This window comes from Halorubrum salipaludis (genome assembly GCF_002286985.1).
In the GTDB taxonomy this organism is placed as follows: domain Archaea; phylum Halobacteriota; class Halobacteria; order Halobacteriales; family Haloferacaceae; genus Halorubrum; species Halorubrum salipaludis.
Genome location: NZ_NSKC01000009.1, coordinates 203,500 through 229,799 on the forward strand (window position 1 = coordinate 203,500; position 26,300 = coordinate 229,799).

General features: G+C 70.4%; 28 protein-coding genes. 15 read left to right on the top strand and 13 right to left on the bottom strand.

Annotation, left to right across the window (positions count from 1 at the left end; all coding sequences use genetic code 11):
* Positions 1-68 precede the first annotated feature (68 nt).
* The gene (locus CK500_RS14115; RefSeq protein ID WP_095637863.1) at positions 69-1,106 is read left to right on the top strand and encodes a succinylglutamate desuccinylase/aspartoacylase family protein; all 1,038 of its coding nucleotides are present in this window, start codon (positions 69-71) and stop codon (positions 1,104-1,106) included.
* A gap of 43 nt (positions 1,107-1,149) precedes the next feature.
* Here the strand turns inward: CK500_RS14115 and CK500_RS14120 are convergent, their stop codons facing one another.
* The 5 genes from CK500_RS14120 to CK500_RS14140 form a co-directional block, all read right to left on the bottom strand.
* Positions 1,150-1,656 carry a hypothetical protein gene (locus CK500_RS14120; RefSeq protein WP_095637864.1) on the bottom strand — a complete coding sequence of 169 codons (507 nt, stop codon included), beginning with the start codon at positions 1,654-1,656 and terminating at the stop codon, positions 1,150-1,152.
* An 84-nt stretch (positions 1,657-1,740) separates the two neighbouring features.
* A complete protein-coding gene (locus tag CK500_RS14125; RefSeq protein ID WP_095637865.1) occupies positions 1,741-2,286 on the bottom strand; it encodes a DUF1684 domain-containing protein in 546 nt (181 codons plus the stop codon).
* A gap of 78 nt (positions 2,287-2,364) precedes the next feature.
* Positions 2,365-3,066 (bottom strand): helix-turn-helix domain-containing protein, encoded by a 702-nt coding sequence (locus tag CK500_RS14130; RefSeq protein WP_095637866.1) that lies wholly within the window; start codon positions 3,064-3,066, stop codon positions 2,365-2,367.
* 72 nt (positions 3,067-3,138) lie between these two features.
* Entirely contained in the window at positions 3,139-3,417 is a 279-nt protein-coding gene (locus tag CK500_RS14135) for a DUF7521 family protein (protein WP_095637867.1), read from the bottom strand.
* Positions 3,414-3,797, bottom strand: coding sequence for an ArsR/SmtB family transcription factor (locus tag CK500_RS14140; protein WP_095637868.1), 384 nt, complete (start codon positions 3,795-3,797; stop codon positions 3,414-3,416). The genes CK500_RS14135 and CK500_RS14140 overlap by 4 nt, the downstream gene beginning before the upstream one ends.
* Positions 3,798-3,955: 158 nt before the next feature.
* On the opposite strand from CK500_RS14140, the gene CK500_RS14145 reads away from it, so the two are divergent.
* The 3 genes from CK500_RS14145 (at position 3,956) to rnhB (ending at position 6,923) form a co-directional block, all read left to right on the top strand.
* Complete coding sequence (locus tag CK500_RS14145) at positions 3,956-5,590, top strand: potassium channel family protein (RefSeq protein WP_095637869.1); 1,635 nt, start codon at positions 3,956-3,958, stop codon at positions 5,588-5,590.
* A 151-nt stretch (positions 5,591-5,741) separates the two neighbouring features.
* The gene (locus CK500_RS14150; RefSeq protein WP_095637870.1) at positions 5,742-6,113 is read left to right on the top strand and encodes a 30S ribosomal protein S8e; all 372 of its coding nucleotides are present in this window, start codon (positions 5,742-5,744) and stop codon (positions 6,111-6,113) included.
* A gap of 66 nt (positions 6,114-6,179) precedes the next feature.
* Positions 6,180-6,923: a ribonuclease HII gene (gene rnhB / locus CK500_RS14155; protein ID WP_095637871.1), complete on the top strand. Its 744-nt coding sequence runs from the start codon at positions 6,180-6,182 to the stop codon at positions 6,921-6,923.
* 24 nt (positions 6,924-6,947) lie between these two features.
* Here rnhB and CK500_RS14160 read toward each other — a convergent pair whose 3' ends face one another.
* From CK500_RS14160 to secF, 3 genes are all read right to left on the bottom strand, one after another.
* The gene (locus CK500_RS14160) at positions 6,948-7,721 is read right to left on the bottom strand and encodes a TMEM165/GDT1 family protein (protein WP_095637872.1); all 774 of its coding nucleotides are present in this window, start codon (positions 7,719-7,721) and stop codon (positions 6,948-6,950) included.
* A 198-nt stretch (positions 7,722-7,919) separates the two neighbouring features.
* Positions 7,920-9,509 carry a preprotein translocase subunit SecD gene (locus tag CK500_RS14165; protein WP_095637873.1) on the bottom strand — a complete coding sequence of 530 codons (1,590 nt, stop codon included), beginning with the start codon at positions 9,507-9,509 and terminating at the stop codon, positions 7,920-7,922.
* On the bottom strand, positions 9,509-10,390 hold the full coding sequence (gene secF / locus CK500_RS14170) for a protein translocase subunit SecF (RefSeq protein WP_095637874.1): 882 nt from the start codon (positions 10,388-10,390) through the stop codon (positions 9,509-9,511). Before secF ends, CK500_RS14165 begins: the two co-directional genes overlap by 1 nt.
* Positions 10,391-10,537: 147 nt before the next feature.
* Here secF and CK500_RS14175 point away from each other — a divergent pair, with 147 nt between their 5' ends.
* Entirely contained in the window at positions 10,538-10,885 is a 348-nt protein-coding gene (locus CK500_RS14175) for a hypothetical protein (protein WP_095637875.1), read from the top strand.
* A gap of 21 nt (positions 10,886-10,906) precedes the next feature.
* On the opposite strand, the gene CK500_RS14180 is transcribed toward CK500_RS14175, so the two are convergent.
* The 3 genes from CK500_RS14180 to CK500_RS14190 form a co-directional block, all read right to left on the bottom strand.
* Positions 10,907-11,377, bottom strand: a complete 471-nt coding sequence (locus CK500_RS14180; RefSeq protein ID WP_095637876.1) for a DUF5812 family protein — start codon at positions 11,375-11,377, stop codon at positions 10,907-10,909.
* A 102-nt stretch (positions 11,378-11,479) separates the two neighbouring features.
* On the bottom strand, positions 11,480-12,235 hold the full coding sequence (locus CK500_RS14185) for a DUF2064 domain-containing protein (protein WP_095637877.1): 756 nt from the start codon (positions 12,233-12,235) through the stop codon (positions 11,480-11,482).
* Positions 12,236-12,309: 74 nt separating this feature from the next.
* Positions 12,310-12,906 carry an NUDIX hydrolase gene (locus CK500_RS14190; protein ID WP_095637878.1) on the bottom strand — a complete coding sequence of 199 codons (597 nt, stop codon included), beginning with the start codon at positions 12,904-12,906 and terminating at the stop codon, positions 12,310-12,312.
* A gap of 159 nt (positions 12,907-13,065) precedes the next feature.
* Between CK500_RS14190 and CK500_RS14195 the strand changes: the two genes are divergently transcribed.
* Positions 13,066-14,469, top strand: coding sequence for an ATP-binding protein (locus CK500_RS14195; RefSeq protein WP_095637879.1), 1,404 nt, complete (start codon positions 13,066-13,068; stop codon positions 14,467-14,469).
* A gap of 603 nt (positions 14,470-15,072) precedes the next feature.
* Here the strand turns inward: CK500_RS14195 and CK500_RS14200 are convergent.
* Positions 15,073-16,431 (bottom strand): carboxylate--amine ligase, encoded by a 1,359-nt coding sequence (locus tag CK500_RS14200; protein WP_095637880.1) that lies wholly within the window; start codon positions 16,429-16,431, stop codon positions 15,073-15,075.
* A gap of 150 nt (positions 16,432-16,581) precedes the next feature.
* Here CK500_RS14200 and CK500_RS14205 point away from each other — a divergent pair, with 150 nt between their 5' ends.
* On the top strand, positions 16,582-17,139 hold the full coding sequence (locus CK500_RS14205) for a DUF5813 family protein (protein ID WP_095637881.1): 558 nt from the start codon (positions 16,582-16,584) through the stop codon (positions 17,137-17,139).
* Positions 17,140-17,177: 38 nt separating this feature from the next.
* Positions 17,178-17,501, top strand: a complete 324-nt coding sequence (locus CK500_RS14210; RefSeq protein ID WP_095637882.1) for a hypothetical protein — start codon at positions 17,178-17,180, stop codon at positions 17,499-17,501.
* A gap of 15 nt (positions 17,502-17,516) precedes the next feature.
* Here the strand turns inward: CK500_RS14210 and tmk are convergent, their stop codons facing one another.
* Positions 17,517-18,110 (bottom strand): dTMP kinase, encoded by a 594-nt coding sequence (gene tmk, locus CK500_RS14215; protein ID WP_095637883.1) that lies wholly within the window; start codon positions 18,108-18,110, stop codon positions 17,517-17,519.
* A 220-nt stretch (positions 18,111-18,330) separates the two neighbouring features.
* Between tmk and CK500_RS14220 the strand changes: the two genes are divergently transcribed.
* The 7 genes from CK500_RS14220 to CK500_RS14250 all read left to right on the top strand — a co-directional run bounded on the left by CK500_RS14220 (position 18,331) and on the right by CK500_RS14250 (position 25,961).
* Positions 18,331-19,764 (top strand): hemolysin family protein, encoded by a 1,434-nt coding sequence (locus CK500_RS14220; RefSeq protein ID WP_095637884.1) that lies wholly within the window; start codon positions 18,331-18,333, stop codon positions 19,762-19,764.
* A gap of 94 nt (positions 19,765-19,858) precedes the next feature.
* Positions 19,859-20,728, top strand: coding sequence for a universal stress protein (locus CK500_RS14225; protein ID WP_095637885.1), 870 nt, complete (start codon positions 19,859-19,861; stop codon positions 20,726-20,728).
* Positions 20,729-20,815: 87 nt separating this feature from the next.
* Positions 20,816-21,712: a complex I NDUFA9 subunit family protein gene (locus tag CK500_RS14230; RefSeq protein WP_095637886.1), complete on the top strand. Its 897-nt coding sequence runs from the start codon at positions 20,816-20,818 to the stop codon at positions 21,710-21,712.
* 169 nt (positions 21,713-21,881) lie between these two features.
* Positions 21,882-23,060 (top strand): tubulin/FtsZ family protein, encoded by a 1,179-nt coding sequence (locus CK500_RS14235; protein ID WP_198951575.1) that lies wholly within the window; start codon positions 21,882-21,884, stop codon positions 23,058-23,060.
* Positions 23,061-23,073: 13 nt separating this feature from the next.
* A complete protein-coding gene (cofC, locus tag CK500_RS14240; RefSeq protein ID WP_095637888.1) occupies positions 23,074-23,763 on the top strand; it encodes a 2-phospho-L-lactate guanylyltransferase in 690 nt (229 codons plus the stop codon).
* A gap of 94 nt (positions 23,764-23,857) precedes the next feature.
* Positions 23,858-25,030: a 7,8-didemethyl-8-hydroxy-5-deazariboflavin synthase subunit CofG gene (gene cofG / locus CK500_RS14245; RefSeq protein WP_095637889.1), complete on the top strand. Its 1,173-nt coding sequence runs from the start codon at positions 23,858-23,860 to the stop codon at positions 25,028-25,030.
* 73 nt (positions 25,031-25,103) lie between these two features.
* Positions 25,104-25,961, top strand: a complete 858-nt coding sequence (locus tag CK500_RS14250) for a mechanosensitive ion channel family protein (RefSeq protein WP_095637890.1) — start codon at positions 25,104-25,106, stop codon at positions 25,959-25,961.
* The last annotated feature ends 339 nt before the right edge of the window (positions 25,962-26,300 follow it).

Genomic DNA, 26,300 nt, shown 5'->3' on the forward strand with positions numbered 1-26,300 from the left:
CCTGCCGGCTATCAGCCGTGAGTCTCTCGGTCGCCATATATATACTCCCCGCCGTGCTCCGGTTCGGCATGAGCGACGATCGGGTGTTCACGTACAACGGCGGCGCGGTGCCGCCGGGAGAGACGCAGAACATCCGCTACGGAATCAGCGAGACGTACCTCGGCGACCCGGTCCGGATCCCCGTGACGATCGTCAACGGGGAGCGCGACGGGCCGACGGTGTTCCTCACCGCGGCCGCCCACGGCGACGAGCTCAACGGGATCGAGGTCGTCCGCGAGGTCGCCCACGAGTGGGACCTCTCGGCGCTCGCGGGCACCCTCGTCTGTCTCCCCGTGCTCAACGTTCCCGGGTTCCTCGCCCAGCAGCGCTACCTCCCCGTCTACGACCGCGACCTGAACCGCTCGTTCCCCGGGAAGGCAGGGTCGACCAGCTCGAAGCGGATGGCTCACCGGATCTACGAGAACTTCATCGCGCCCTGCGACTTCGGGCTCGACTTCCACACCTCCACCCGCGGCCGGACGAACATGCTCCACGTCCGCGCGGACATGGCCGACACCGGCGTCCACCGGCTCGCGATGGCGTTCGGCTCGAAGGTGATCATCGACAGCGACGGACCGAGCGGCACCCTCCGCGGCGAGGCGACCGACGATGGGATCCCGACGATCACGATCGAGATGGGCGAGGCCCACCGCTTCCAGCGCCCGCTCATCGACGACGCGCTCGCCGGCGTGCGCTCCGTGTTCGCCGAGTACGGCCTCCTGTCGACCGACACGGTACGCTGGCCGGGATGGCGGACGATCGTCGCCGGCGCGGGCGAGAAGACGTGGCTCCGCGCCGACTCCGGCGGGATCGTCGACACGCACTTCGAGAGCGGGTCGCTCGTCCGCGAGGGCGAGCGGATCGCGACGATCACCAACCCGTTCAAGAAGGACGAGGTCGCGGTCGAAGCGCCATTCACGGGGCTGCTGATCGGGCTCTTGGAGAACCCCGTGGTCTATCCCGGAAACCCGCTGTGTCACCTCGTCGAGATCGACGAGTCGACCCGGAGGGCCATCGAGACCGGGGACTCCCCGAAGCCCGTGGGACAGCCGAACGCCGCGGACTGACGGGGTTCTTCCGGCCGGTCCTGGCGGCGTTGCGTCCCCGCGATCACGTCCGGTCGAGCCTCGTCCGAGCGCCGAGCCCGACCGCGGCGAGCACGGCGAAGAAGCCGGCGAGGAACGCGACCGGCTGGACCGCGATCCGCTGGGCGACGACGGGACCCGGCTCGCGCTCGACGGTCCGCGTCCAGAACTCGTAGCGCTCGCCCTCGTACGCGACGACGAGGAGCCCGTCGCCCAGGGTCGGATCGGTTGGGTACGATAACGAATCGACGCGCTCGTCGGGGTCCTCGACGCCGAACCCGCCCTCCGTCTCGAGCGCGCGGTCGAACGCGGCGCGGGCCTCGGGGTCGAGGTCGGCGTAGTCGACGACGCCGGTGTCGCTCCCCTCGTCAGGGGCGTCGACGCCCGCCACGGGCGACCCGCTCTCGACCGGCTGAACGGTGTGGGTGTACGCAGGGTCGGGCTCGCCGACCGGCACGGGGAGGTACAGGGGGTTCGCCATCAGGAGGACGCCGACGGCGACGAGGCCGGCGACCGCGAGCCGGGTGCGCATGGGCGGGCTTCGGCGGGGGAGGATTTGAGGCTTTCCGCGCTGGCGGCGCCGCGAGGGTCGCGCCGGCTACTCGATGCCGGGCGGCTACTCGATGTCGGGCGCCTTCTCGCCCGCGGGGACGACGATCTCCAGCCAGTTCTCCTCGGGCGGGAGCGGACAGGAGAACGTCTCGCTGTACGCGCAGAAGGGGCTGTACGCGAGGTTGAAGTCGATCGTCACCGCGTCGCCGTCGCCGAGATCGCCGTCCGGCTCCAGCTCCATGTACCGCCCGTTGTGGTACGTCTGCTGGCCGGTCGTCTTGTCGCGGAAGGGGACGAAGATCGCCCCCTCGTCGCCCTCCTGCCGGTAGCCGGCGAGGGTGTGTTCCTCGCCGTCGACCTCGAACGCGAAGGTGACGATCCGGAGGTACCGCACCGGATTGCTCGCGGTGGTCTCCATCTCGACGGGCTCGGGGTCGTCGTGGACGGTGACGGTCGCCTCGACCCGGTAGTCGGGGTTCGGCTCGAAGTAGTCGAGCCCGTCGAAGCCGTCGCGGTGCTCCGGCGGGATCGGCGACTGCGGGTGCTCGGCGAAGAAGTCGTCCTTCTCGCGGCGGTTCGCGCGGAGGCGCTCGGCGTAGTCGTCGCTCATGTCCGAGGCGAGGGGCGCCGGGGGTTTCAGGGTCGCGGTCCGGGGGCGGAGCGCACTCGGCTCACGGGCGACGCCCGCTCAAAGCGCCTGCAGGTCGGCCAGGCAGTCGTCCAGATCGCGGGTCGAGGTCGCCAGCGAGAACCCGTCGACGCGGGCGAGGTCGGCGGCGTGGTCCCACAGGTCGCCGTCCTCGATCCCGTGGAGCACGACCGCGTTCGGGGTCGGGCTCACCACCCGCAGCGCGACCAGCGGCGACTCGCCGCGCGTGACGCGGGTGAACACGAGCGCGCGGTTCGTCGACTGGCCGTACAGCCGGTAGAACTCCTCGCTCGACAGGCGGGTGATCGCCTCGATCGAGTTGATGACGGTGTGGCCGTTGACGTGGTCCTGCTCGCCGCGCACGACCTCCGTCGCCCCCATCGCCTCGTAGAACTCTTCGAGGGGCACCGCCGTCGAGTACTCGCGGAGGTCGTGGACGATGTCGCTCTCGAACCCGGCGGAGAGCACGCGCGCGTACTGGCGGAGCCGACCGCCGCCGCGGCGCTCGTCGATGTCCAGGAGCCCCTCGACGGTCCGGCGGACGACGCCGATGCCCGGGCTCTCGCGCCGCCCGCTCTCGTAGTCCGAGACGACCGAGGAGGAGACGTCGAGCTGGTCGGCCAGCTCGGTCTGGGAGACGTCGAAGTCGGTCCGCCACTTCCGGAGGGTCGCTCCGGGGTCGTCGCTGAGCGTTATCTCGCCGGCGATCCGGCGAGAGAGCTCCTCGCGTGCGTCGCTCATGACGTGTTCCGAAGGCGGAGCGCCGCAAAAGGCTACCGAAATCGGGGTTCGTCGAACGTCGACAGCGAGCCCTCACTCGACCGTCAGCGAGTAGACGATGACGGCGAACCCGACCGCCGTCAGCAGGCTGTTGATCGCGATCCCGACGGCCAGACTGGATCCGATGATCTGGTGGGAGACGCCGCCGATAAGCGCCCCGACGGTGACGACGCCGAAGCCGATACCGAGCGCGCGGAGCGACGGGTTGCCGGTCCGGCCGTACGCTCGGAGCGCGTAGTAGGTGATGCTGCCACCGAGCGCCAGGATGGCGGTCTTTGCGACGATGATGAACAGGTTGATGTACGTATTCATGTTTCCTCGCGGAGCTCCGACCACAGGTCGGCCAGTCGTTCGTCCCGGGTGCGCTCCGGGCGCGTGAACTCGATCTCGAACTCCCGGTCGTCCTCCTCGTCGATCGAGACGGTCACCGTCTCGAACGAGACGGAGTAGCGGGTCGTGTGCTGCCCGTCGCGGCGGATGTCCGTCGACTCGGCCAGCAGGGACGCCTCGGTGAGCAGCTCCAGCTTCCGGTACGTCGTCGACAGGGGGATGTCGCACTCCTCCGAGATGTCGCTGGCCGTCTTCGGCTCGGAGAGCGCGGACACGATCCGCCGTGCGTCGTCGTCCGCGAGCGCGTCCAGCACGTCGTCTACCGACGGCGGATCCTCTTCGCGCGACGGGTCCCGCACCATACGCGTGTCTTCGCCCCACGGGACTTAAAGCATCGAACTTCGGTCCGAGCGTCGGCCGGCCAGTACCCCGGCGTCGCCGGATATCGCCCCCAGTCTCTCCCGCCTTGACCCCGCCGAACGCGCCCCGTTTTTGTATCGGGATGTCGTACTCGGTTCCGATGGACTCGTGGAAGCGTCGCGTCGGCGGGTACTTCGGCTTCGTCCTCTTCGTGCTGGTGTTCACCGCGGTCGTCTATCGCTACGGAATGCGGGTGTACGAGGGCGATCCGCGCACGATGATCGAGGCGCTCCGCTTCTCGGTCGAGATGTTCACGACCACGGGCTTCGGCGGGGACTCGCCGTGGGAGAGCCAGCAGCTGAACGCGTTCATCGCGGTGATGGACCTGGTCGGGATGGTGCTCCTGATCGGCGCGCTGCCGGTCGTCGTGACGCCGCTGTTAGAGGAGGCGTTCTCCACGACCGTCCCCGTCTCGGCGGACGAGGACCTGTCCGATCACGTCGTCGTCTGTTCGGACACCTCGCGGTCGGCGGCGCTCATCGAGGAGTTCGACTCCCGCGAGATCCCCTACGTGATCGTCGAGCCGGACGACGACCGGGCGGTGCGGCTCCACGAGGCGGGCCGCGCGGTGATCCGCGCGGACCCGGAGTCGACGGAGGGGTTGGCGGCCGCGAATCTCACCGACGCGCGGGCGCTCGTGACGGACGCTTCGGACCAGGTAGACGCGAGCATCGTGCTCGCCGCGAAGGAGGTGTCGCCGGACGTGCGCGTTATCAGCGTCGTCGAGGATCCGGAGCGCGAGCGGTACCACCGGCTCGCGGGCGCGGACGAGGTGCTCTCGCCGCGGTCGCTGCTCGGCGAGAGCCTCGCCGCGAAGGTGACGACCGCGATCCAGACCGATCTCGGCGAGGCGATCGCGATCGGCGACTCGCTGCGGCTCGCGGAGGTGTCGGTCCCGCACGGGAGCCCGCTCGCCGGCTCGACGCTGGCGGACACCGACATCCGCGAGCGCGCCGGCGCCAACGTGATCGGGGCGTGGTTCAACGGCGAGTTCGAGGCGGCGCCGCCGCCGGACGCGACGCTGTCGGCCGGGACGGTCCTGCTCGTCTCGGGGCGGTCGGACCAGTTGGAGCGGCTCGTCGACCTGGCGAACTCGGCCACGCGGCGGTTCGGCGCGGGCGAGACGGTGGTGATCGGGTACGGCCAGGTCGGCCGGACCGTCACCGAGGCGGTCGGGGACGCCGATCTCCCGGTCACAGTCGTCGACCGCGAAGACGCCGCGGGCGTCGACGTGGTCGGCGACGCGACGGATCCGGAGACGCTGCGCGCCGCCGGCGTGGAGGGGGCACAGACGGTCGTGCTCGCGCTGCCGGACGACACCACGACGGAGTTCACGACGCTCGTGGTCCGGGACCTCGCCCCGGACACGCAGGTCCTCGCCCGCGTCGAGGAGGCCGCGAGCGTCCGGAAGATGCACCGGGCGGGCGCCGACTACGTGCTCTCGCTCGCGACCGTCACCGGGCGGCTGTCCGCCTCGACCGTCATCGAGGACCGCGACGTACTCTCGCTCAACCAGCAGATCGAGGTCGTCAGGAGCCGCGTGCCGCGGCTGGCCGGGAAGACGATCGGCCGGGCGAACGTCCGGGAGACGACCGGCTGCACCGTCATCGCCATCGAGCGGGGCGACGAGACCGTGACCGAGATCGGCCCCGACACGCGGATCCGGTCGGACGACGAGATCGTCGTCGTCGGGACCGACGAGGGGATTCGGACGTTCGAGTCCCGGTTCGCGTGACCGTGCGGCGCCGTCCCCGTCACCGCGACGCCGGCCCAGCCAGTGCGAGCGCCGTCGGACGGGGCGTCCCGCCCGCCACGCGCCGGTCTCGGGGACTTCGGCGCCGAGGCGAGTCGAACGCTTCAAGTATTCGCTGGGTGTTCATGCCTGTATGAAAGACCAGGGACGCTCCACGCGCAAGCGGACGGGCGGCCGACTCAAGCACGCCTCGAACAAGAAGCGCCACCAGCTCGGCCGCGAACCGGCCGAGACGACTCTCGGCGAGACGCGGGTCCAGTACATCGACTCCCGCGGCACCGAGAAGAAGGTCCGCGCGCTCGCGACGAACGTCGCGCAGGTCGCCGACGGCGGCGAGGTCAGCGAGGCCGAGATCGAGAACGTCGTCGACAACCCCTCGAACGTCAACTACGCCCGCCGGAACATCATCACCAAGGGCGCCGTCATCGAGACCTCCGCGGGCCGCGCCCGCGTCACCTCCCGACCCGGCCAGACCGGTCAGGTCAACGCGGTCCTCCTCGAGTAAACGGCTTTCCGTCCGTCGCCGACCGCTTTCTGAACCTATTTACCCGTCCGAGACGACCAGCGACGCGTGTACCTCGGCGTCGACGAGGCCGGCAAGGGTCCCGTGCTCGGACCGATGGTCGCCGCGGCGGTGCTCGCCGACCCGGCCGACCTCCCGGCCGACGCGGACGACTCGAAGCGGATCGCCCCCTCGCGCCGCGAGGCGATCGACGCGGCGGTCCGGGAGGCCGACGGTGTCGCCGTCGGCGTCGCGTTCGTCGACCCCGCCGAGATCGACCGTCCGGACACGGACATGAACACGCTCACCGTGCGCGGACAGGCGCGGGCGGTCCGGGGCGCGCTTGACGCCGGCGTCGTCGCCGGTCTCGTCGACCCCGACGACACCGACGACTCCGACGACCCCGCCGACCCGGTCCGCGTCGTCGCCGACGCCGGCGACACCAGCGAGGCGCGGTTCGCCCGACGGCTCGGGGAGTTCGTCGCGGACGGCGACACCGCCGGCGACGACGCCCCCGACCACCCCGCGGTCGACGTGTCGGCGGCCCACGGCGCCGACGAGGACGACCCGGTCGTCGGCGCCGCGAGCGTCGTCGCCAAGGTGGCCCGGGACGAGCGGATGGCGGCGATCGACGCCGACTACCCGGCGTACGACGCGATCGGCAGCGGCTATCCGAGCGATCCGGCGACGCGTGACTTCCTCCGGGCGTACGTCGACGACCACGGTGAGGTCCCCGACTGCGCGCGGCGCTCGTGGGCGACCTGCGACGACGTGTTGGCGGCCGCCGAGCAGTCCGGGTTAGACGAGTTTTAGCGCCGGTTCGCAGAGGCTCCCGGCCTACACCAGCCCGGCGGCCGCCGCGCTCACGGCGTCGATGAACGTCTCCCAGACGGAGATCCCGGCGACGACGGAGAGCACGGTGTCGGCGCCGAAGAAGGCGAACAGCGCGGCGGACGCGAGGTGCGCCCGCCGCATGTCGAACCGGTGGGCGAAGGTGTGGAAGAAGTACGCGTTCGCGAGGCTGATCGGGACGATCGCCAGCATCTCCCCGACCCAGATGGCGGAGGTCGCCCCGTACTGGACGGCCAGCCCGATCGTCACCAGCTGGGTCTTGTCGCCGAACTCCCCGGTGGCGGTAAGGGCGAATATCGGGAGAAAGCCGCCGAGCGAGCCGGCGTAGCGGTCGAGCGGTCCGGGGAGCGTCACCGACTCCAGCGCGGCGAGGGTCGCGTCCTCGGGCTCCGGTTCCGCGTCGGCTTCCGGTTCCGCGTCGGCTTCCGGCTCCGCGTCGACCGGTTCTTGCTCGCCGTCTCCGGCGACTCCGCCCGACCCGCGGTCCGGCATCGACCGGTACAGCAGGTACGCGAAGACGAAGAACAGCGTCGCGGTCACGGCGTCGAGCGCGATCCCGGGGAGCGACGACTGCAGCGCCTGTCCGAAGGCGATCTCCACCGCGGTCCAGCCGGCGAACGCCGACCCCGCGGCGGCGACGACCACCTTCGGATCGTACCGCGTCGACAGCGCGGCGATCATGAACTGCACCTTCTCGCCCGGGAGCACCGCGAGCTGGGCGACGAACGCGACGACGACGATCTCGCCGTAGGCGGTCACGCCCGGACACCCCGGCTCCCCGACCGCGACGGCGACGGCTGCGTGGCGGTCCGCGTCGGGTTCGTCGCGTCCGATTGGTCGGGAGTCACGTGTTCGAGTCGTTCGCGGCGCGCGTCGTCGGGGTCGCGCTCGGCGGACCGAATCGCGGAGGGCGGCCGGTTCGGATCCCGCGTCCGATTCGGGTCGCGTGTCCGATCCTCACCGGACCGTCAGCAGGCGACGCAGGATGTCGCCGTACGCGGGGCGGGTGATCAGGACGCCGATCAGGACGCCGAGGATCGTGAAGATCGCGAACCCGGAGAGGTCGCCGAGCGACAGCACCATCAGCGGCGACATCGCGATGATCGTGGTCGCCGCGGCCGCGCCGATCACCCAGAAGGCGCGGCGGAACCGGGAGTCGAACACCTTCTTGGAGTTCACCTCGCCCTCGCTCATCACCTCGTCGGCGATGATCACGAGGTCGTCGACCCCCGTCCCGACGACCGCGATGAAGCCGGCGATGACGGCCAGTTCGAGCGGGTAGCTCAACAGGGCGGCGAAGCCGAGCAGCGCGTACACCTCGGCGAGCGCCGTGACGATCATCGGCAGCGCCACCGCGGGTTCGCGGTACCGGAGGAACACCATGCCGGCGACCGCGAACACGGCGAGGATTCCGGTCACGAGCGAGTAGTTCTTGTAGTTCTCACCCTGTGCCGCCGAGATGGACCGCGAGGTCCCCTGTCCGCTGATGTCGAGGTCCGCCGGGAGCGCGCCGGCGCGCAGGTTGATCGAGATGGTCTGCGCCTCGCTGAACTCGGTCGTCGTGAGCCGGAAGCCGCCGTCGGTGGCCCACGAGCCGCTCGCCATGCTGTCCGCGAGGTCCGGGTCCATCCCGAAGGAGTTGACGACCTCGCCGTCGACGGTGAGCAGGAGGCACGGCTTGCTCACGTCGTCCGGGTTCTCGCTGTAGTCACAGCGGTCCTGGTTCGTGTTGTACGCCGACGCGAACCCGCGGTCCGCGACCGCCTGCTGGAAGCCGTGAGCGGGCGACTGCTCCCCTTCCGGCGCGGTGTTCCGCACCGTCACCGGAACGTACGCCCCGGTCCCCTGGTCGCTCTGGGCCGCGGTGCCGATGTCCTCGAAGTGGTCCTGGATCAGCACCTCCTCCTGGATCGCGGTCCCGTTTTCGGTCGGGTACGCGATGTCGATCTGGACGGTCCCGCGCTCCTCGAGGAGGTCGATCACGTCGCTGCGGTCCTCGCCGGGCACCTCGACGAGGATGAAGTACTCGCCGGTGAGCGACTGGACCTGCTGGACGCTCCCGCCGGAGAGCCCGGCCTCGTTGATCTTCCCCTCGATGACGCTCTGTGCGACGTCGCGGGTCTCCTGCGTGACGCCGGAGCGAACGTCGTCGTAGGCGTACCCCGAGGCGTCCATCGCCGCGCGGAACTCCGACTCGCTCACCGACGGGTCGGTCACCTCGACCGCGGTCTCCTCGGGAACGGCCCCGATGTCCCGCGCCGAGACCCCGTCGAGCTCGTCCGCGACCGCGCGGGCGACGTCGTCCGGCGTATCGCCGTCGAAGTCCACCTCGGTGGCGGTGTAGCCGAGCAGGGGCGCGCGGACCCGTGTCCCGCCCGCAAGATCGAGCCCGTACTGGAGGTTCGTGATCCCCTGCTGGGCCTCGGCGGCGTCCTCGCCGGGCGCGGTCTGAGGACCGAACTGCGGCGCGAAAAGCGCCACGGTCGCGCCGAGCACGACGACGACCAGAAGCAGGATCCGCCAGTTGTTCTTGATCGGTTCGAGCATTACCGTTTCACCCCCTCGAACTTGTACCAGCGAAGCAGCGAGACGTTCAGCAGGTACGTGTTCATCAGGTCGGCGCAGAGCCCGACCGAGAGGATGATCCCGATGTTCCGGAGGAGGTCGACGCCGAACAGCGCGGCGACGATCGCCATGACGATCATCGCCGCCATCGACGTGAGCGTCATCGTCACCCCGGTCCGCATCGCGCGGCTCACCGACTCGTAGAACTCGCCGGTCCGCCGCAAGACGGAGTTGTTCAAGAGGATGTCCGAGTCGACGCTGTACCCGATGATCATCAGGAGCGCCGCGATCGTCCCGAGCGTCATCTGGATCCCGAGGAGGTTCATCACCGCGACGGGGATCACCAGGTCGGAGAACGCCGACGCGACGACCGCGATCGACGGGACGAAGGTTCGGAACAGCGCGAACACGAGCACGCTCATCCCGAGGAACGCGAGCGCGACGCCGAAGATCGCGGTTCGGGCCGTATCGGCCGCGAAGCTGGGGGACACCTGATCGATCGCGCTCGTGGACAGCCCGGCTGCGTCGGCCTGCGCGGACAGGTCGTTCGCCAGGCCCTCCGGGTCCTCGTCGGCCGCCCGGAACGTCACCACGTACACGTCGTCCGCGGGGATCGACCGGACCGCGTCGGGCTCCCGATCGAACGCGGTCTCGATCTGCTGTTCTACGTCGCCGCCGTCGTCGGCGATCCGGAGCTCCACGCCGCCAGTGAACTCCAACCCGAGGTTCGCCGGCGCACCCGTGACGAGGTACCACCCGCCGATGATCGCGAGCGCGAGAACGAGGACCGCGAGCGGGACCGCCACGAGCTGCCGGTTCGAGTACTCGGTGTAGTTGACCTCCGGTACCTCGATCGCTACCATAAATACCGGTTCCTGCGCGGGCGCGAATAAGCCTTCTCACTCACTCGCCCGGGAGTTCCCGCACCGACCGTCCGGCCGCGACCGTCCGGACGCGAGGTGACGGCTCGCGCCGCAACGGCTTAGCCGGCGGACGCCGTACCGTGTGGCATGGAACCGACCGCCACGCGCGTCGTCCTCTCGTATCCGGAGGGGCTCAGCGACTGGGGACGCGACCAGATCGAGACGGACCGCTACCGGGGGTACTTCGCCCGCGTCCTGGACCGCGTCGCCGTCGGGGACGCCCGCGAGGAGTTCGTCGACGTCGGCTGTTGCGGCGACAGCCTCGACGTGCCGTTCCGCGTCGAGCGGGTCGAGGTCGACGGCGACCCGGTCGACGCGGCGACGGTGACCGACGCGACGACGGTCGCCTACGAGACGCGGCCGGGCGAGGTCGACGGCGGCTGGCGCGTCCAGAGCGCGGCGGGGCCGTCGTGCTCGACCGCCGATCAGAACTGACGTTTCCGTCTCCGACCCGGTTCAGGGCATGTACCGCACGCTGACGACGCCCGGCTCCGACCGGACCTCGACCCGGTTCACGCCGAGCCGCGCGGCCCGCGACAGCGTCGCCTCGCGGTCGTCGAGCACGTCCGCGACCGCGTCCGCGGTGTCTTCCTCCGGCGGCGTCAACACGTGGACCTCGCCGACGCCCGCGCGCTCCTCGCGGGCCAGCTCGCCGGTCTCCGTCTCGGCCGCGAGCTCGCGCTCGTGGACGGTCGGGGGCTCCTCGCTCTCCTCGATCGAGAGGGACCGCCGCTCGGCGACCTCGACGACCTGATACGTGACCTCCATCGGCGGGTCGGGCGCGACGGTCGCCTCGACGGCGTCGTCGACCGCGAGCCCGGGATTCGAGCTCAGCGTGTGCACCTGTCCGTCGTTGACGTCTTTCAGCACCGCGGAGTCGCTCTCGACGTGCGTGACGAGGAATGTGCTCTCCTTCTCGTCGGTCATTACTGTTTGTAGGCCGCCGAGCCTTTTCCGGGTTTCGAGGCGGCGCCGAGCCGTTTTGGGGTTTCGAGGCGGCGCCGAGCCGTTTTGGGGTTTCGAGGCGTATCAGTCCCGAATGACCTGTGCGTCCCCGTCCTCGACGACCACGTCCAGCCCGTGCTCGTGGACGAACGCGGCGGTGTAGTCGGGGACGACGCGCTCGGCGGCGAAGCGGGCGCGGAGGAGGGGCACCGCGTCGAGCAGGTCGTCGCCGTCGACCATCGAGGGCGACGACTCTAAGAACTCCACGTCGAGGTCGGCGTCGGCGCCGCGGGCCGCGAGCGTCGGGAGGCTGGGGTCCTCGAACGCGCCGTCGAAGTCGATCGGCGCGGTGAAGCCGGCGTAGTAGGTCCGGCCGCGGGTGGAGGGGCCGAGCACGACCTCGTTCGTCCGGAGCTTCATCGCGGCCGAGTCGATCACGGTCCGCGAGAGCAGCGGCGCCTGCGGGGTGACGACCGCGACGGAGTCGGCGTTCTCCTCGCGGAGCAGGTGGGTGACGGTGTTGCCGGCGCGCGCGCCGAACGACGACCCGACCTGCCGCTCGAAGCGGACTTCGTCGGTGCCGCCGAGGGTGTCGGCGACGAGGGTGCGCAGCTCGGCCTCGGGCGCGGTGTCCGTGCGGTGTTCGGCGGGGAGGTCGTCGTCGACGGGGTAGTTCACGAGCAGCTCGCCGCCCGAGCGGTCGACCGCGAGGACGGCGTCGCGGAACAGCGCCTCGTACAGGTCGGCGGCCTCCGCGGTCGACAGCGGTGTCGACCCGGCGAGTCCGGTCGCGACGAGCCCCTCGCGGGGCGGCTTCGCAAGCACGGCGACGACGGTCATGTCTCGACCCGAATCGCCCGCGCGCCTTCAACTCGCCGTTTCGGTCTCGACGGCGGGGCGCCGCGGCCTGTTCCTCAGGAGAAGTCGCGCCGCATCGCGATCTCGAACCACGGACAGAGGCGGAGCTGCCGGTACAGCGACGGGTTCTCGTGGAGGTGCTCGTAGTCGACCCACAGCATGCCGCCGATCTCCTCTTCGTCCGGGTCGAGCGAGGTGTCGTCGAGGGTCACCTTCAGCACCGAGCAGACCTCCCACTCGACGCCCTCGTTGGGGTAGTAGCGCTTGTACTCGAACTTGTCCGTCACCCGGAGGTCGTCGTACTGGTCGGGGGTGATCCCCAGCTCCTCTTCTAAGCGCTGTTCGGTCGCGTCCTCCTGTGACTGCCCTTCGACCGGGTGGGAGGCGACCGTCCCGTCCCAGTGGGCGTCCCAGAGCCGCTTGGTGGGCGCGCGCTGCGCCAGCAGGATCCGGCCGTCGGTGTCGTACACGAGGCAGGTGAACGCCCGGTGGCGGATCCCGTCGCCGGTGTGGGCGTCGAGGCGGTTCACCGTCCCCTGCTCGACGTCGTCGGGATCGACGGCGATCACGTCCTGGAGCGCGTTCTCGTGGTCCGCGTCGGTGGCGGCCTGACCGGCGGCGTCGCCGGTCGCGGCCGCGTCCTCGGAGCTCATGCGAGGTAGGTCGATCACCAGGGCTAATAAGCGTTCGATACGTCGCCCGGGCGTCGGAGCGGCGTCTCGGCGGCGTGGCGGCGCGTCGGCGCCCCCGTCGCCGGCGGTCGCCGCCGCGGTTCGACGCGCTTAACCGCCTCCCGCGGCTACGTCGCGCGGATGAGTGACCCGGCGCTCGACGTCGTCGAGTTCGTGTTGACGACGCACCTCTACACCGAGAACCGCGACCTCGACGAGAACGACCTGCCCCCGCGCTTCCGGCAGGTGTTCTGGTCCGACGACGCCGCCGACGACGCACCGGGCGGCGTCGAGCGGCCGCTCAAGGCGACGAGCGAGACGACCCGCACCGCGACGGGAGTCGACCACCCGTGGGAGGCGGTCTCCGACCTGCTCTTCACCCAGCGGACGGAGTTCTCCGGCGAGATCTCGCTGACGCAGCCAGCGATGGCGCTGGAGTGGTACCGCGACCACGCCGCCGACGACCGGATCGCCCAGAACCCGACGATCGTCGCCGCGCTCGAACTGGCCGAGGACCTCGACGCGCCCGTGACCCACGAGGCGGCGCGCGACAACGTCCGGCCGATCCAGGCCGACCGCGTCTGGATCGACGCCTTGCTGGAGGAGTACTTCGACGAGGACGAGGACGGCGAGATGCTCGACCTCGTCAACGTCCAGGCCCCCGAGGAGATCGAGACGACGCTCGCCGACCTCGTGCTCACCGGCGACCAGGAGGGCGAGATCCAGAAGATCGTCAAGGCGATCGAACACCGCGAGTACCTCGCGAGCATCGGGCTCCGCGAGATCGGGAAGCTCCTGTTCGTCGGGCCGCCGGGGACCGGGAAGACGACCGTCTCGCGGGCGCTCGCCCACGAGCTCGGCATTCCCCTCGTCGAGGTGAAGATGTCGATGATCACGAGCCAGTACCTCGGCGAGACGGCCAAGAACGTGGAGAAGACGTTCGAGGTCGCCAAGCGGCTCTCGCCGTGTATCCTCTTCATCGACGAGTTCGACTCGGTGGCGAAGACGCGGCGCTCCGACGAGCACGCCGCCCTGAAGCGCGCGGTCAACACCCTGCTGAAGTCGATCGACGAGGTGTCGCTCGTGCGCGACGAGGTGCTCCTCATCGGCGCGACCAACCACCCGGACCAGCTCGACGCCGCCGCGTGGCGCCGGTTCGACGAGATCGTCAACTTCCCCAAGCCGGATCGCGACATGCGCGCGGACATCCTCCGTGTGGTGACCCGCGAGATGCAGATCGCCGACTTCGACCCCGAGGAGGTCGCCGACCGAACGACCGGGCTCACGGGCTCTGACCTCCGGATGGTGCTCCGCGAGGCCGTCCTCGGCGCGCTCACGGAGGACCGGATGACGATCACCCAAGAGGACGTGATGGAGGCCGTCGAGGACTTCGAGGAGCGGGACAACCTCAAGAATATGGACATGATCGACGGCGAGGGCGCGGAGGTGCTCGGCGAGACCGACCCCGACGGACAGGACCACACCCACGACGAGAACGACGAGGCCGCCCACGACCACGGCGCGCACAGCCACTCGCACGACTGAACCCCGCGGAACGACCTTTTCGACGCGGATATCTGGTAATTCGGTCCGTCTCAGTCCGGTCAAGACGAACACAGCGATGATCGATTGCGGGAGTACGGTATTTAAAAAGGTGTGAGCGTCGGCGACAATCACTTATAAAGTGTGATGCGGTCGGCGCGTGCCTGCGAGGCCGCCTCGCGGCCGAGCAGCACGCGCGAGGGACGCCGCGAGCGAAGCGAGCGGCAGCGAGGCGCAAAGCGCCTCTGGAAGCCGGACGTAGTCCGGCGACGAGGTTGGGGAGGCGTGAGGTGCGGGTGCTGTGCGGTGCGGGGTGGGACTCAAAGGGGCAGTCGCTGAGGCCGGCGCAGGCGACGTAAGCACCGCAGGAACGAGCGAAGCGAGTGACGAGGAGCGCAGTGAGCGTGCGCCGGCCTCAGCGACTGGGGCTTTGGAGGGCTTCACCGTCGATCCGTAGACAACCGCTTATAAGCGAGCGGCTGGGGGTTTAGAAGTGTTCACCGCAGAGCCGCCAATCACGGAGAAACAGCCGCCAGCAACACCACTCGATCACTCATAAACAACCACTTCGTCTCACTGATTCACGTATTCCCGCTATCGACCGTCTCAGCAGGCGCAGTAGTAGTCGCGGTCGACGAACTCCGTCTCCAGCAGCTTCGCGGCGGGCGCGGGGTCGGAGGGGCGGTAGACGCCGGTGGTCAGGTCCCCCTCGCGCTCGAAGTCGCCGGCGACGAGCCGCCGCCAGTCGGCGGCCGACAGCTGGTCCCAGAACGCGTCGTCGCCGGCGAGCAGGGAGAGGTAGTCGCGGAGGTACACCCACCGCGTCGGCTCGATCCCCGGCGACTCGTACTCGGCGTCGGTGACGGCGGCGTACGCCGCCATCGGGAGGTTCGCGCCCGCGGCGACCGGCATCCCGATCCACTTCCACGGCCGGGTGTTGACGTCGAGCAAGAGGAACTCCCCGCGGTCGTCGTCGTACACGAACTCCGCCTCGCTGATCCCGTGGTAGCCGGCGTCGTCGAGCACGGCGAGCGCGCGCGCCTCGATGTCGGGCTCGTCGGCCGTCTCCACCAGACACGAAGTGCCGAACTGCTGGGGGTATCGCACCGCGGCGTTGCCGACGACTCCGAGGGCGTCCTCGACGCCCGATGGCGGGACGTACGACGCGAGCGAGTGGTCCCGGCCGGTCGCGATGTCGACGCGCTTCTGGGCCATCACGGCGATCCCCTCCTCCTCTGCGGCCGCGACCGCGTCCGCGAACTCCTCGCGGTCGGCGACCTCCAACACGTTGGTGCCGAACGCCTCCTCGAAGTCCCGTTTGAGCTCGGGCTTCACCACGAGCGGGAACCCCAGCGCCTCGGCGGCCTCGTCGAGGGTGGCGTCGGCGTCAGGGGTTCCCGTCGCCGCGTCCGCCGTCTCCGCGAGCCGGTACGTCTCGGGATACGGCACGCCGAGCGCCTCGCAGGTCGCGTACAGCTCCGACTTGTTCAACACGTCGTCGAGCGTGTCGATCCCGGCGAACGGGAGCCGGACGCCCTCGGGATCGGCCCGCGCGTACGCCAGCGCCCACTCGTCCATACAGCCGAACGCGACCGCCTCGCGGCCGATCGCGTCGACGACCGCCTCCACGTCCTCGCGGAACCCGTCGAGGTCGTCGAGCGGGTACGTCACCGCGCCCGCGAAGTCGACCGCGTCCGAGGGGGGTGCGAGCCCGTCGTGGCGACGGGTTCCGTCGGCGCCGGCCCGACCGCCCCCGCTGGTCCGGCCGCCCCCGCCGGCCTCCCCGCCCCCAACGTCGTCGCTGGGGCGGTCGAGCGCGATCACGGGCACGTCGTGGGCGTCGAGCGCGCGGGCGACGCCGAGTCCGGTCACGTGTGCGTTGCTGACGAGCGCCGGCGGTCGGTCGAAGGAGACGTCCGCGAGCGCGTCGATCAGCGCGTCGGTCGAGCGGAACTGCTCTGCCATACGTCCCATCGGCGGTCCGGATACAAAGGCGCACCAGTATCGGCTCTGCGTGCCACTACCGGTGACGGGACCGCGGCGACCGCTCCGGGCGCGAGCGGTCGTCGAACGCGACACAACGCGCTTTTACTCGCGTGGCGCCACCGATCCGGTATGGGCGAACGCGAGAGCGACATCGACGCCGAGACCGAGGCCGCGGGCGAGCGCGCGGCCGACGACGAACTCCCCGGCCGCGTCCGCCGCGCGTTCGCGGACCACGGCTCCTTCGAGCCCGCCGGCGACGGGCTCTGGACCGCGGAGACGACCCCCTTCGACGCAGAGGTGCGCGCCGAGCCGGCGGCGGACGGCCGGATCCGCTTTTCCGTCACCGTCCGGGTGCCGACCCTCTCCGCGACGACGGCCGACGAGGTCGCCGACGTGGTCGAGGAGGGATGGATCGAGACGTTCGAGCTCCGCGTCGTCGACGTGGGCGGGGTCACCCGCGGCGACCGCGCGTTCGACCCGACCGTGTCGATCGGCGACGACGAGATCGCGGTCGCGTTCGAGCTGACCGACAGCAACGAGCGGCGCGGCGTCGACGACGCCGGGTCCCTGATCGACTTCGTCGAGGGGACGTACGTGCAGGGCGTCATCCCCGGCTACGAGTACACGGAGCCCGTCGACGGGCTGCTCTCGGCGGCGCGCCAGCAGGGGAACGGCGGCGGGCTCTAGGCCGATAGGGGCAAATGCCGGGAGCCCCTAGACCGGGTATGCTCGCGCTGTTCGGGTTCGTCAGCCTCGTCGCCCTCGTGGCCTTCCACACGCTTATCGCCGGGGTGGCGACCCGATTCTTCCGGCTCCGGCTGAACACCTCGTGGGGGTCGGTCGTGTACACCCTCGTGTTGACCCCGATGCTGCTGCTGCTCTCGATGCTGGTGTTCACCGGCGTCCTCAACGTCGGCGCCGGAGTCAACCTCGGCAGCCCGACGCTGGTCGTCGCGCTGCTCGTCGCGCTCCCGCTGGTGCTCGGCGCGGCGATCGACTACCTCTACGTGCCCTCCCCGGACGACGTGGAGCTGCCGGACACGAGCTAACGCGGACGCAGCGTCCTACTCGTCCACCAGCTCCGCGAGGACCTCCTCCACCCGCGCGATGACCGCCTCCGGCGACCGCGAGGCGTCGACGCGGACGAACCGGTCCGGCTCCGCGTCGATCAGTCGCTCGTAGTTCTCCCGGACTGCGGCGAGGTAGCCGTCCTGTTCGAACTTGTTCGTCCGGCCCGCGCGCTCGGCGGCCTCGCGCGCGCCCAGGTCGAGGTAGATCGTCGCGTCCGGCGGCCGCGAGAAGGCGGCGTGGATCCCCTTGATGTACTCCAGCGGGCGGTCGATCTCGACGTCGCTGGCCGCGAGCGTCGCCGCCTGATACGCGAACCGGGAGTCGGAGTACCGGTCGGAGATCACGAGCCCGCCGTCGGCGAGCGCGGGCGCGATCGTCCCCGAGAGGTGGTCGGCGTGGTCGGCCGTCAACAGGAACAGCTCCGCGAGGGGGTCAGCGTCGTCGGCCGCGATCGACCGGTCGACCGCCTCCCCGTACCAGCTGTCGGTGGGCTCGCGGGTGAACATCGCGTCGGGGTACACGTCGTGGAGCGCCTCCCAGACGGTGGTCTTCCCGCTTCCGTCGAGCCCCTCCAGCGTGATCAGCATGGTCGCGCTCCGGCGCGGCGAGGAATAAACGGCGCGGGTTTCGACGGACGCCTCTCGGCGGCCGCCCGTTCCGACGGACGCGCTCGGCGGCGCGGAGTCCGACGGACCCCTTTTTAGTGGCTCCGGATGGAACCGCCGGCATGGTCGCCGATACACGTCACGTCCGCCACATCCGCCACATCGGCTACACCCGTCACGGTCGCGCGCCGCGGAGGCATCGATGGTAGACGTCGCGATCTCCGTCACGCGGGTGGTCGCGGCGCTCGTGTTAGTCGTGTTGAACGGCTTCTTCGTCGCCTCCGAGTTCGCGTTCGTGCGCGTCCGCTCCACGTCGGTCGAGCAGCTGGCCGCGGAGGGGCGCCCGGGCTCGGGGGCGCTCCAGGACGTGATGGGGAGCCTCGACGACTACCTCGCGGCGACGCAGCTCGGGATCACGATCGCGTCGCTCGGGCTCGGGTGGATCGGCGAGCCCGCGGTCGCGGCGCTGATCGAGCCGGTGCTGGGTCCCCTGCTGCCCGCGAACCTCGTCCACCTCGTCGCGTTCGCGATCGGGTTCAGCGTCATCACGTTCCTCCACGTCGTCTTTGGGGAGCTGGCGCCGAAGACGATCGCCATCGCGCAGGCGGAGCGGGTCGCGATGCTGTTGGCGCCGCCGATGAAGCTCTCCTACTACCTGTTCTCGCCCGGCATCGTCGTGTTCAACGGGGCGGCCAACGCCTTCACGCGCATGCTCGGCGTCCCGCCGGCCTCGGAGACGGACGAGACGATGGAGGAGCGGGAGATCCGCCGCGTGCTCGCGCGCTCCGGCGAGGCCGGCCACGTCGACGATGCCGAGGTCGAGATGGTCAACGCCGTCTTCGACCTCGACGACACGGTGGTCCGCGAGGCGATGGTCCCTCGGCCGGACGTGACGAGCATCCCGGCCGACGCCGACCTCGCCGCGATCCGCGCGACCGTGCTGGAGGCGGGCCACACCCGGTATCCGGTGGTGTCCGACGACGACGCGGACCGAGTGGTCGGCTTCGTCGACGTGAAGGACGTGCTCCGCGCGGGCGAGGCGGGCGAGGAGTCGGTCACCGCCGCCGACCTCGCGCGCGACCTCGTGGTCGTCCCCGAGACCACGTCGCTCAGCGACCTCCTCGTGCAGTTCCGCGACGAGCGCCGACAGATGGCCGCGGTCGTCGACGAGTGGGGCGCCTTCGAGGGGATCGCCACCGTCGAGGACGCGATCGAGACGCTCGTCGGCGACCTCCGCGACGAGTTCGACGCCGAGAGCGCCGAGCACGCGATCCGGAAGGCCGGCGAGGGGACTCACGAGGCCGACGGGTCGGTGTCGCTGTCCGTCGTCAACGACGCGCTGGGCACCGACTTCGACGGCGACGGGTTCGAGACGCTCGGCGGACTCGTGCTCGACCGGCTCGGCCGCACCCCGAGCCCCGGAGACACCGTCTCGGCCGGCGAGTACGGCTTCGAGGTCACGGCCGTCGACGGGGCGCGGATCTCGACGATCCGGATCGAGGAGGCCGTCGGCGCGGGCGACGGCGACGAAGCGAGCGATGAGACGGACGACAACGGCGAAGCGAGCGATGAGACGGACGACAACGGCGAAGCGAGCGACGGTATCGACGCGGGCGACGAGACGAACGACGCCTGACGCGCGGCGCTCCTCCGTTCCCGCGAGCCGCCTGTGTCCCCGTCCCCACGAACCGCCGCGGCCCTTTTTACCCGCACGCCGCGAGGGTGGGCGTATGTTCGACCGGATCCTGTTCCCGACCGACGGCGGCGAGGGAGCGAGCGCCGCGTTCGATCACGTCCTCGATCTGGCCGTCGACCACGGCGCGACGGTCCACGTCCTCAACGTCGCCGACACGACCCACGACAGCGTCACGCGGATCGGCGGCGAGGTCGTCGACGTGCTCGAACGCGAGGGCGAGGAGATCGTCGCGGCGGCGGCGGACCGCGCCGCGGAGCGGGGCGTCGAGACGGTGACCGAGGTGTTACAGGGAGGCGTCGCCGAGACGATCGCCGCGTACGCCGGGGAGTACGGGATGGACCTCGTCGCGATGCCGACCCGCGGCCGGACGGGGCTCGACCGCCTGCTCCTCGGGAGCACGACCGAGCGCGTCGTCCGCGAGTCGACGGTGCCGGTGCTCAGCGTCCGCCCCGACGGCGAGACGGTGCGGTACCCCTACCGGAGCGTCCTCGTGCCGACCGACGGGAGCGAGCGCGCCGGCGACGCCCTCGACCGGGCGCTGGCGCTCGCCGAGCACGCGGGCGCGACGGTCCACGTCCTCTCCGTCGTCGACGTGGGCAGCGTCGGGATCGAGGGGTACGCCGGAATCGACGCGCTGGTCGAGGACACCGAGGAGACGGTCGCGGCGGCCGCGGCGACGGTGCGGGAGGCTGGCGTCGAGACGGTGGAGGCGGTCGAGGTCGGATCGTCCGCGGCGCGCGGGATCCGGGCGTACGTCGACGAGAACGACGTCGACCTCGTGGTCATGGGGACGCAGGGCCGGACCGGCGTCGAGCGGTACCTGCTCGGGAGCGTCGCCGAGCGCACCGTCCGGACGTCGCCGGTACCCGTGATGACGGTCCCAGATCCGGGCGAAGGCGTCTGAGGCGGCCGATTTCTCCGGGGAAGCCCGCGTCATCTCCGCGTCTGACGCCGCGGTAGGTTTAGGGGCGTTCCGTCCGTTGAGAGACGCATGAAAGTGTTGGTAGCCGGCGGAACCGGATTCATCGGGTCGTACCTCTGCCGCGCGCTCGCTGACGGGGGTCACGAGGTGACGGCGCTCTCCCGATCGCCGAGCGACGCGCCGGAGGGGGTCGCGTCCGCGACGGGGGACGTCACCGATTACGACTCGATCGCCGGGGCGGTCGAGGGACAGGACGCCGTCGTGAATCTGGTCGCGCTCTCGCCGCTGTTCGAGCCGAAGGGCGGGAACGTCATGCACGACCGGATCCACCGGGGCGGGACCGAGAACCTCGTGCGCGCGGCCGAGGAGGCCGGGGCGGAGCGGTTCCTCCAGCTGAGCGCGCTCGGAGCCGACCCCGACGGCGACACCGCGTACATCCGCGCGAAGGGGGAAGCCGAGGAGATCGTCCGCGAGAGCGGCCTCGGCTGGACGATCTTCCGCCCCTCGGTCGTCTTCGGCGAGGGCGGCGAGTTCGTCTCCTTCACCAAGCGACTGAAGGGGATGTTCGCGCCGGGCGTGCCGCTGTACCCGCTCCCCGGCGGCGGGAAGACGCGGTTCCAGCCGATCCACGTCGAGGACCTCGTCCCGATGCTGGTCGCGGCGCTCGAAGACGACGAGCACGTCGGCGAGACGTACGAGGTCGGGGGCCCGGAGGTCCTGACCCTGCGCGACGTGACGGACCTCGTGTACGAAGCCGAGAAGAAGGGGGTCACGATCGTCCCCCTCCCGATGCCGCTCGCCCGGATCGGGCTCAGCGTGCTCGGCGCCGTCCCCGGGTTCCCGATGGGGCCCGACCAGTACCGGTCGTTGCAGTTCGACAACACGACCGCCGACAACGACGTCGCGGCGTTCGGCGTCGACCCCGCCGAACTGACCACCCTCGGAAACTACCTCGGGGTGGCGTGATGGCGGGGAATCGGCCGCAATTCGGGGGACTGCGCCGCCGCGTCGCCGCCGAGCCGGACGCGGCGGGCGGGTTCGTGTCAACGAGCCGAATATCACGGGCAATAACGGCAACCGAAGGTTTAAATACGCGATCACGTTCTGTTCATTTCAAACGCGGAGGGAGCACACGATGAAACTTGCAATGATCGGATTCGGACAGGCGGGGGGGAAAGTCGTCGACAAATTCCTTGAGTACGACAAGCGCACGGGCTCGGAGATCGTCCGGGCGGCCGCGGCCGTCAACACGGCCAAGGCCGACCTGATGGGCCTCGAGCACATCGCCGAGGACCAGCGCGTGCTCATCGGCCAGTCGCGCGTGAAGGGCCACGGGGTCGGCGCCGACAACGAGCTCGGCGCGGAGATCGCCGAGGAGGACATCGACGAGGTGCAGGGCGCCATCGACTCGATCCCGGTCCACGAGGTCGACGCGTTCCTCGTCGTCGCCGGGCTCGGCGGCGGGACCGGCTCCGGCGGCGCGCCGGTGCTCGCGAAACACCTCAAGCGCATCTACACCGAGCCCGTCTACGGGCTCGGCATCCTGCCGGGCAGCGACGAGGGGGGCATCTACACCCTCAACGCGGCCCGCTCGTTCCAGACGTTCGTCCGCGAGGTGGACAACCTGATGGTGTTCGACAACGACGCCTGGCGGAAGACGGGCGAGTCCGTGCAGGGCGGCTACGAGGAGATCAACGAGGAGATCGTCCGGCGGTTCGGCATCCTCTTCGGCGCCGGCGAGATCCAGCAGGGCCAAGAAATCGCCGAGAGCGTCGTCGACTCCTCGGAGATCATCAACACGCTCTCCGGCGGCGGCGTCTCCACCGTCGGCTACGCCGAGGAGGAGGTCGAGGAGCGCACCTCCGGTGGGCTGCTCTCGCGGCTCCGCGACGACAACGGCGGGGACGAGCTCGACAGCGCCCACACCACGAACCGGATCACCAGCCTCGTGCGCAAAGCGGCGCTGGGGCGGCTCACGCTCCCCTGTGAGATCGAGGGCGCGGAGCGCGCGCTGCTCGTGCTCGCCGGCCCGCCGGAGTACCTCAACCGGAAAGGTATCGAGCGCGGCCGGAAGTGGCTCGAAGAGCAGACCGGCTCGATGGAGGTCCGCGGCGGCGACTACCCGTACCGCGGCGCCGGCTTCGTCGCGACCGTCATCCTGCTCGCGGGCGTCACGAACGTCCCGCGGATCAAGGAGCTCCAGCAGGTCGCCATCGAGGCGCAGGACAACTTAGACGAGATCCGCGAGGAGAGCGACGAGAACCTCGACGACCTCGTCAGCGACGACGGCGACGAACTCGAATCGCTGTTCTGAGGCGACCCTCCCGATGGAGGTCCTCGTCCCGTTTTCGACCGACCGCCCCAAGTCGCGACTCTCCGCGGTCCTCGCGCCCGACGAGCGCGCCGCGTTCGCGCTCGCGGCGCTCCGCGACGTGCTCGACGCGATCGACGAGGCCGGCGGCGAGCCGCGGGTGTTGGCGACCGGCACGGTCGACGCCGACCTCCCCTGTCCGGTGACGGTCGACGACCGCCCCCTGACGGAGGCGGTCAACGGGGCGCTTGACGCGCGGCTCAAAGGCGGCGGAGCCGACGGCGACGCCGCCGAGCGCGTCGCGGTCGTCATGGCCGACCTCGCGCTCGCGACGCCGGACGCCCTGCGGGAGCTGTTCGCGGCCGGCCGCGAGGCCGACCTGGCGCTCGCCCCCGGCCGCGGCGGCGGCACGAACGCGTTCGTCGCCTCCCACCCGGAGTTCCGGGTCGACTACCACGGCGCCTCCTACCTCGATCACCGCCGGATCGCCGCCGAGATCGGCGCGGGTGTCGCGGTGGTGGACTCTCATCGGCTCGCGACCGACATCGACGAACCGGCCGACCTCGCGGAGCTGCTGATCCACGCCGAGGCGAACGCTGCCGACGGCGGGAGCGACGGTGGAGAGAAGCGGGCGTCGCGGTGGCTCCGCGACGCCGGCTTCGCGCTCGATACGACCGACGGGCGGGTCGGCGTCGAGCGGGAGTGAGGCGGGACGGGGAGGCGGCGACGGCCCTGAGCGAGCAGCCCAACCGGATCCGCGACCGCGATCCTTTTTGAGTCCGGACCGCGGAGGGACGAACGTGTTCGCGGCCGCCGACGAGTACGGGATCGAGATCGAGCCCGACCCCGAACGGGTCGAGCGGCTGCTCTCGGTCGCGCCGGACGACGTCGATCCCGCCGACCGGCTCACCTTCGCCCGGAACGTGTTCGTCCCGCTGACGACCGCCTGCCGGTACACCTGCACCTACTGCACCTACTACGACGTGCCCGGCGAGGCGTCGCTGCTGTCTCCCGAGGAGGTGCGCGAGCGCTGTCGCGTGGGCGCCGACGCCGGGTGCACGGAGGCGCTTTTCACCTTCGGCGACGAGCCGGACGACCGGTACACCGCGGTCCACGACCAGCTCGACGAGTGGGGGTACGACTCGATCCACGACTACCTCTACCGGGCCTGCGAGATTGCCTTGGAGGAGGGGCTGCTCCCGCACTCGAACCCGGGCGACCTCACCGAGTCGCAGTTCGCCGCCCTCCGCGAGGTGAACGCCTCGATGGGCGTCATGCTGGAGACCACCGCCGACGTCGACGCGCACAGCGGCGGCCGCCGGAAGACCCCCGGTCAGCGCCTCAACACCATCAGGGCCGCGGGCCGGCAGGGGGTGCCGTTCACCACCGGAATCTTAGTCGGCATCGGCGAGGGCTGGCGCGACCGCGCGGAGAGCCTGCTCGCGATCCGCGAGCTCCACGAGCGACACGGCCACGTCCAGGAGGTGATCGTCCAGAACGTCGTCCCGAACGAGCGCTCGGACTTCGCGAAGCCCGACCTGGCGACGATGCGCCGGGTCGTCGCGATGGCGCGGGCCGCGCTCCCGCCGGCGGTGTCGGTGCAGGTCCCCCCGAACCTCTCGCCCGCGGCCGATCTCGTCGACTGCGGGATCGACGACCTCGGCGGCGTCTCGCCTGTCACGGACGACTACGTCAATCCGGACTACGCGTGGCCCGACCTCGACGGCCTCCGGGCGGTCGCCGACGCCGGCGGGATGCCGCTTCGCGAGCGCCTCCCGACCTACGCGCGGTACCTCCCTGACGGCCTCAGGCCGAATGGCGTCGATCCCGCCCCGGCGCCGACGGACCGCGACGCCTGGATCCCGCCGGCGGTCCGCGATCGGATCCGCGAGGACGACCCGCACGGGCGGCGGCTCCGCGGCGTCGCGCGGGGGGACGGACCGCTCGACCCGCGGCCGGCGCGCGGGGACTGAGGGGACGACCGACCCGGCATAAACAACTGCGCTGCCAGTAGCTTCTTTAAATACCCATCCGAATGGGGTGACGATGGTACTCCTACAGCTCGACGCGATCGCGAACGCGGTCGACCTCGTCGGCATCGGGACGGCGGTGGTCGGTTTCGTCCTCGGTTTCCTCGCCGTGTTGTTGTTCGGGAAGTACGCGTTCGTTCCGGCGGTGCGCCGGATACTCGGCTCGCGGGGGTTCGACGACGCGGTCCGGAGCCTCGGGACGAGCGTCGCCAACGCGGTCGTGTGGGTCGCGGCGATCGCGATCGGGTTCACCGTCGCCGGCTACGGGGCGTTCCTCTCGGCGTTCGCCGTCTTCGGCGGCGCCATCGCGCTCGCGATCGGCTTCGCCGCGCAGGACCTCCTCGGCAACTTCGTCGCCGGGATCTTCATCCTGAAGGACAAGCCGTTCGAGGTCGGCGACTGGATCGAGTGGGACGGGAACGCGGGCCGCGTCGAGGACATCGACCTGCGGGTCTCCCGCGTCCGCACCTTCGACAACGAGCGGATCACCGTGCCGAACGGCGACCTCGCGAACAACGCCGTCACGAACCCGGTCGCCTACGAGACGCTCCGCCAGAAGTTCGTCTTCGGCATCGGCTACGACGACGACATCTCGCAGGCCACCGACATCATCGTCGAGAAGGCGGAGGCCCACGAGGAGATCCTCGACGACCCCGCGCCCTCGGTCCGGCTCGTGAGCCTCGGCGACTCCGACGTGGGGCTCCAGTGCCGCTGGTGGATCGCGGAGCCCGACCGCGGCGACTTCGTCCGCGTGCGCTCCGAGTACGTCACCGAAGTCAAGGAGGCGTTCGACGAGGCCGGCATCGACATCCCGTACGTCCACCGGCAGCTCACCGGGAGCGTCGAGGTCGTCGAGTCGGTCGCCGACGAGTAGCGCGACGCGGGCGCCCGATGTCCGTTTTTTGACTCTGTTGAAGTCGTTCTTCGAGCAGATTCTCGCATGAAACGGCTGGTCGCTGAAGAGTGCTTCTTGATCGGGAGCAGGAGTGAGTCTCGTACGGTAGTGGAGTGGTTGTTTATAAGTCGGATAATGGTGGTGCTGTCGGATATTCATGAGTGATCGGTGTATTTGCGGTGAAGACTTCCAAAGCCCCAGTCGCAAGGGCAGCTTACGCTCGCTGCGCGCCTCGTTCAGTCGCTGTCGCTCCTTCACTGCGGTGCTTAGCGTCGCCTAAGCTGCCCTTGCGACTGCCCCTTTGAGTCCCACCCAACC

What these genes read in the sequence shown, in the direction of transcription:
- CK500_RS14120 (WP_095637864.1), bottom strand. Translation starts at nt 1,656, where the DNA reads ATGCGCACCCGGCTCGCGGTCGCCGGCCTCGTCGCCGTCGGCGTCCTC.
- secF (WP_095637874.1), bottom strand. Translation starts at nt 10,390, where the DNA reads ATGGTAGCGATCGAGGTACCGGAGGTCAACTACACCGAGTACTCGAAC.
- CK500_RS14190 (WP_095637878.1), bottom strand. Translation starts at nt 12,906, where the DNA reads ATGAGCTCCGAGGACGCGGCCGCGACCGGCGACGCCGCCGGTCAGGCC.
- CK500_RS14180 (WP_095637876.1), bottom strand. Translation starts at nt 11,377, where the DNA reads ATGACCGACGAGAAGGAGAGCACATTCCTCGTCACGCACGTCGAGAGC.
- CK500_RS14135 (WP_095637867.1), bottom strand. Translation starts at nt 3,417, where the DNA reads ATGAATACGTACATCAACCTGTTCATCATCGTCGCAAAGACCGCCATC.
- CK500_RS14220 (WP_095637884.1), top strand. Translation starts at nt 18,331, where the DNA reads ATGGTAGACGTCGCGATCTCCGTCACGCGGGTGGTCGCGGCGCTCGTG.
- CK500_RS14185 (WP_095637877.1), bottom strand. Translation starts at nt 12,235, where the DNA reads ATGACCGTCGTCGCCGTGCTTGCGAAGCCGCCCCGCGAGGGGCTCGTC.
- cofC (WP_095637888.1), top strand. Translation starts at nt 23,074, where the DNA reads ATGGAGGTCCTCGTCCCGTTTTCGACCGACCGCCCCAAGTCGCGACTC.
- CK500_RS14115 (WP_095637863.1), top strand. Translation starts at nt 69, where the DNA reads ATGAGCGACGATCGGGTGTTCACGTACAACGGCGGCGCGGTGCCGCCG.
- tmk (WP_095637883.1), bottom strand. Translation starts at nt 18,110, where the DNA reads ATGCTGATCACGCTGGAGGGGCTCGACGGAAGCGGGAAGACCACCGTC.
- CK500_RS14225 (WP_095637885.1), top strand. Translation starts at nt 19,859, where the DNA reads ATGTTCGACCGGATCCTGTTCCCGACCGACGGCGGCGAGGGAGCGAGC.
- CK500_RS14230 (WP_095637886.1), top strand. Translation starts at nt 20,816, where the DNA reads ATGAAAGTGTTGGTAGCCGGCGGAACCGGATTCATCGGGTCGTACCTC.
- CK500_RS14235 (WP_198951575.1), top strand. Translation starts at nt 21,882, where the DNA reads ATGAAACTTGCAATGATCGGATTCGGACAGGCGGGGGGGAAAGTCGTC.
- CK500_RS14130 (WP_095637866.1), bottom strand. Translation starts at nt 3,066, where the DNA reads ATGAGCGACGCACGCGAGGAGCTCTCTCGCCGGATCGCCGGCGAGATA.
- CK500_RS14200 (WP_095637880.1), bottom strand. Translation starts at nt 16,431, where the DNA reads ATGGCAGAGCAGTTCCGCTCGACCGACGCGCTGATCGACGCGCTCGCG.
- CK500_RS14175 (WP_095637875.1), top strand. Translation starts at nt 10,538, where the DNA reads ATGGAACCGACCGCCACGCGCGTCGTCCTCTCGTATCCGGAGGGGCTC.
- CK500_RS14205 (WP_095637881.1), top strand. Translation starts at nt 16,582, where the DNA reads ATGGGCGAACGCGAGAGCGACATCGACGCCGAGACCGAGGCCGCGGGC.
- CK500_RS14250 (WP_095637890.1), top strand. Translation starts at nt 25,104, where the DNA reads ATGGTACTCCTACAGCTCGACGCGATCGCGAACGCGGTCGACCTCGTC.
- CK500_RS14165 (WP_095637873.1), bottom strand. Translation starts at nt 9,509, where the DNA reads ATGCTCGAACCGATCAAGAACAACTGGCGGATCCTGCTTCTGGTCGTC.
- CK500_RS14125 (WP_095637865.1), bottom strand. Translation starts at nt 2,286, where the DNA reads ATGAGCGACGACTACGCCGAGCGCCTCCGCGCGAACCGCCGCGAGAAG.
- CK500_RS14140 (WP_095637868.1), bottom strand. Translation starts at nt 3,797, where the DNA reads ATGGTGCGGGACCCGTCGCGCGAAGAGGATCCGCCGTCGGTAGACGAC.
- CK500_RS14145 (WP_095637869.1), top strand. Translation starts at nt 3,956, where the DNA reads ATGGACTCGTGGAAGCGTCGCGTCGGCGGGTACTTCGGCTTCGTCCTC.
- CK500_RS14150 (WP_095637870.1), top strand. Translation starts at nt 5,742, where the DNA reads ATGAAAGACCAGGGACGCTCCACGCGCAAGCGGACGGGCGGCCGACTC.
- CK500_RS14210 (WP_095637882.1), top strand. Translation starts at nt 17,178, where the DNA reads ATGCTCGCGCTGTTCGGGTTCGTCAGCCTCGTCGCCCTCGTGGCCTTC.
- CK500_RS14195 (WP_095637879.1), top strand. Translation starts at nt 13,066, where the DNA reads ATGAGTGACCCGGCGCTCGACGTCGTCGAGTTCGTGTTGACGACGCAC.